The following is a 3,676-nucleotide window of genomic DNA, read 5'->3' as shown; positions in this document are numbered from 1 at the left end:
CTCAGTTGCACTCAATTTAATAAATCCTCAACATTTAAGAAACTGGTTTGCTAGTTGCTGCTACTGTACCTCATAAGAGCCGTAAATGCTGTAATATAGCATCAGTTAGTTCAAAAGTTGCATCGTGGGCTTTGCCCAGATGCTTGTAAGCCGCTTGACGAAATTCTTGAAGTTTGTCAAATTTCATATTGGCAGGTGAGAGTAGGTGGTTCTTCTCTCACCTTCTGTCAAAAGGGGGTCTGTGTTCAATCAGACCCCCTCTTTTTTCTTTGATTTCGACTATTTAGTCTAAACTCCAGTAATTGCCATCCCTGTCCCTTTGCTTTGGATTTAGGATCTGTAAGCTGTTGTTCAAACTGCTGTTTTGCCCACTTGATTGTCTTGCTTTGTTGACGTGCTTCCCACAAATAGTAACCAGCCAATTGCAACTTGTAAGGATGACGATCGCCCCATTGCTGGGCATGACTCTGTTCATCTACACTCAAAACTGCACCATTTGTAGAGCGAGTTGGTAAGCGCGACAGTTCAATAGCCTCATCTGTAGTGAGTTCTTTCAAATAAATCGTGTGACCAATATTGAAAAAACTAGAGACAAACCGATGCTCGTTAGCATAAACATCCAGTTGTTTACGCGAAGCTACCACAAGCATCAAGGCATTCCTATCCATCAGCGATCGCAAATTGTCATAAAATCCATTATCGAATTTATCAGGATATTTCAAAAGGCTTTCAAAATCATCCAGACAGAGGACGGGTAGCTTTCCTTGCTGTTTCCATTCCTTAACCGCATCTGAAAAAGCTTGACGATTAAGCGGTTTACTCTTCCAACAATTTTGCAGACTGCGTTGTTGCCATCCCTGAACGTGATTCAGTAAACTTTCCGCTACAGCCTCATAGAAACCCGTTTCAGTTTGGCAATCTACACCCCGTAACGGTAAGTAAATTACCACATAACGGTTCGCGTTTAATCCTCGCTGCTCCCAAGTCCGAACGAAATAATGCAGCAACGAAGATTTACCAATGTGCTTCTCACCAACTATATTGATACTTGTAGGCTGATCGCCCTTCATCCGAGATGCGATCGCGTTTAATTCATCCTTACGACCGACAAACAGCCTGGGATCTTCAATCATCCCCGCAGCTACAAAAGGATTAGAAGGCAGCGCTCCAGAAGTCATGTAAAGCGTTATCCTAGTTTCAGCAATTTAAGTGCAATCACTTAAAAGAATAGCACTGAGTGCAAAACAGACCCTTGATGCGATCGCCACTTCCTTGAAACTATAGCGGTTTCTAATCAGATAAGGTACATCATCATAGCCCCCTCCCCGCAAGCGGGGAGGGGGTTGGGGGTGGGGTTCTTATAACTTACAAAGACCGAGAAGCGCTATAGATTATCCTGAGAGCAACCCCTTTAAAACCTTTGCCAAATACTCATACTGCTCTAAAGTATTGTAAATCTGCGCCGAAATCCTGACCAACAGCCGAGGTTTTTCCTGCCACGGCATCACCTGCACTTGAATACCAAGCTTATCAAACAACTCATCATGTATAGACATGAAATCGCGGTTTTCCAACATCGTAGGCAATGGCACAACCGCCATTGAACCAATCATCTCCTCTGGACAAGGCGGCTGCACTTCCAGCGCTTCACAAATTAGCTGTCTTCCCTGCAACACTAGCTGATGATTTTGCTGTCTCAATTCTGTCCACCCACCAGGTAGGAACGAACCCATAAAAGCGATCGCTTCTGGTACACACATATAAGCTGTAGGATCGTCTGTACCTGTCCAGTCAAATTCCAATTGAAAGCGGGTTTTATCAGTGCGTGGCGAATTTGTTCCGTGGCTAATTGTCAGAGGACGAATTTCTGACTGTTTATCTCGTCGCACATACAAAAATGCTGCACCCTTGGGCGCACACAGCCATTTATGACAATTCCCAGTGTAATAAGTTGCGCCAATCTCTCGCAAATTGAGAGAAATCATTCCAGGCGTATGGGCACCATCCACCAATGTATCTACACCCCGTTGTTGCAACTCCTTTACTAACTCTTGCATCGGGAAAATTAGCCCTGTCTGGCTGGTAACATGATCCAAAAGCGCTAATCGTGTTCTTGCTGAAACTCCTTCAATTACTGCTCCCACTACTTGCTGTGGCGAGTCAATCGGGAAAGGAACTTTTGCTACCACCACCCGCGCACCCGTGCGACTGGCAATAAAATCAAGTGCATTGCGGCAAGCATTATATTCGTGGTTAGTTGTAAGTATTTCGTCCTCTGGTGAAAACGTCAGCGACCTTAACACCGAATTAACGCCAGTCGTCGCATTGGGGACAAATACCAAATCCTGCACATCAGCACCTACAAACGCCGCTAGCTTACTTCTGGCATCGTCTAGCAGAGGTTCCCATTCCCTACCAAAAAAGCGCAAAGGTTCATGTTCGAGTTGCGATCGCAAACGTTGTTGAAACTCCAGCACTTGTTTAGGACAAGCACCAAAAGACCCATGATTCAGAAACGTCACAGTCGAGTCAAGCGACCATAACTCTCTCATGGATAATCTAGAATCCAAAATTTAAAATCCAAAATTGATAAACTCCCCAGGCTGGATTCGAACCAGCGACCAATCGATTAACAGTCGATCGCTCTACCACTGAGCTACTGAGGACCACTCACGATTTATAATAGTAGGGCTAAAAATAGTATTTGGCAAGTACTTTCGCCAATATTTTTTTAGAAACTTAATTTATAGAATTTTTGCAGCCAAAATCGATTCAGGAACTTAAGCAGAGACTCTGAGATACTAAATATCTACTGTAATCCCATTCGTAATTCAGCCAGACGCTGCCGCGCTTTAGCATCAATGGCATTAGCTAAAAATCTACTCTTAGATTGTTTGCGCGTATGATACTTTTGTCGCATCCGGCAGACAGTGGTTTCCACTTCCCCACAGAGTTGCTGTGCTGATAACCATTCAGCCCCATATCCTTGGATCATCAACTGCTGTGCCCGATCTGATGTAGCAACAATCACACGAGAAATCAAAGATTGGGCTATTTGGTGGCGAAAAGAAGCGCAGGATTTTTCAATATAAGTATCTGCTGTTTGCCCAAAATCAGTGTAATAAACAGATAAAAGCTCAGTAATAATTTCTTTATTACTAGAGCTATTCTGATATTGAGCATCAAAAACTATCTGAGTTGTGTAACCTTGAAACGCACTATAACCAGTCATCGCTTCCACAAGTTCGCCCCGTGCAGCCTCTAGTCCAACGCTATCACGCGTTTTTTTAAGGCAAGGCCAAGCGCCTATGATATTGTAGCCGTCCACTAACAAAACGGCTTGGAGTAAGGAACGGGGCATGGTTTTTAATCACAATTTTCTAGAGTTAACAAAATTCATTCATAAGTTTTATAATAATTGATGCATAGTCTGTAACACTATGCTACACAGAATAAAAAATACGGCAGCCTCACAAAACTCAAACCTCAGATAGACGCACCAACTTAAAACGCGCCTTTTAAATAAAGGCGCGTTACAGTTCTTTTTTAGTGGCATTCAGGAGTGCTAAGTACAATGAATTTTACTCATTACTCATTACTCATTACTCATTACTCATTACTCATTACTCATTACTCATTACTCATTACTCATTACTCATTACTCATTACTCATTAC

General features: G+C 43.0%; 3 protein-coding genes and 1 tRNA gene. All 4 read right to left on the bottom strand.

Annotated features, from left to right (window positions below; all coding sequences use genetic code 11):
* Nucleotides 1-245 precede the first annotated feature (245 nt).
* The 4 genes from V7K44_RS17020 to V7K44_RS17005 all read right to left on the bottom strand — a co-directional run bounded on the left by V7K44_RS17020 (nucleotide 246) and on the right by V7K44_RS17005 (nucleotide 3,361).
* A complete protein-coding gene (locus V7K44_RS17020; RefSeq protein ID WP_334933117.1) occupies nucleotides 246-1,178 on the bottom strand; it encodes an ATP-binding protein in 933 nt (310 codons plus the stop codon).
* Between the two features lie 213 nt (nucleotides 1,179-1,391).
* Nucleotides 1,392-2,552 carry an aminotransferase class V-fold PLP-dependent enzyme gene (locus tag V7K44_RS17015; RefSeq protein ID WP_334933118.1) on the bottom strand — a complete coding sequence of 387 codons (1,161 nt, stop codon included), beginning with the start codon at nucleotides 2,550-2,552 and terminating at the stop codon, nucleotides 1,392-1,394.
* 42 nt (nucleotides 2,553-2,594) lie between these two features.
* Nucleotides 2,595-2,666, bottom strand: a tRNA-Asn gene (locus V7K44_RS17010).
* A 143-nt stretch (nucleotides 2,667-2,809) separates the two neighbouring features.
* Nucleotides 2,810-3,361, bottom strand: a complete 552-nt coding sequence (locus V7K44_RS17005; RefSeq protein WP_094352149.1) for an NYN domain-containing protein — start codon at nucleotides 3,359-3,361, stop codon at nucleotides 2,810-2,812.
* Nucleotides 3,362-3,676: the final 315 nt, after the last annotated feature.

It is taken from the genome of Nostoc sp. (assembly GCF_036917235.1).
Classification (GTDB): domain Bacteria; phylum Cyanobacteriota; class Cyanobacteriia; order Cyanobacteriales; family Nostocaceae; genus Nostoc.
This window is presented reverse-complemented; position numbering and strand designations above follow the sequence as displayed.